1 pseudogene is annotated in these 297 nt (G+C 38.4%); it reads left to right on the top strand.

The window, feature by feature from the left end:
• Positions 1-297 (top strand): annotated as a pseudogene (locus tag BHECKSOX2_RS10520) (IS5/IS1182 family transposase); the annotation flags it as partial.

Genomic DNA, 297 nt, shown 5'->3' with positions numbered 1-297 from the left:
CATGTTAAAAAGCGTGCCAAAGCTAAAAAAGCCTTAACCCGCCTAAGAACTATTGCCAACAAACTCATCAGAGAATTGCAACGCAAACTTCACACACAGCCTGTTTGAAACTTATCAAAAAGATTTTTTGTTTTACCAACAAGTATTAGCACAACAACCCAAAGATAAGAACAAGATCTATTCATTGCACGAGCCTGATGTGTATGTCATTGCCAAAGGCAAAGACCACAAACAATACGAGTATGGCAATAAAGTCTCAATCGTCTCAACCAAAGACACAAACATCATTGTTGGCGT

The sequence above is a fragment of the thiotrophic endosymbiont of Bathymodiolus puteoserpentis (Logatchev) genome, assembly GCF_900127505.1.
Lineage (GTDB): Bacteria > Pseudomonadota > Gammaproteobacteria > PS1 > Pseudothioglobaceae > Thiodubiliella.
This window is presented reverse-complemented; position numbering and strand designations above follow the sequence as displayed.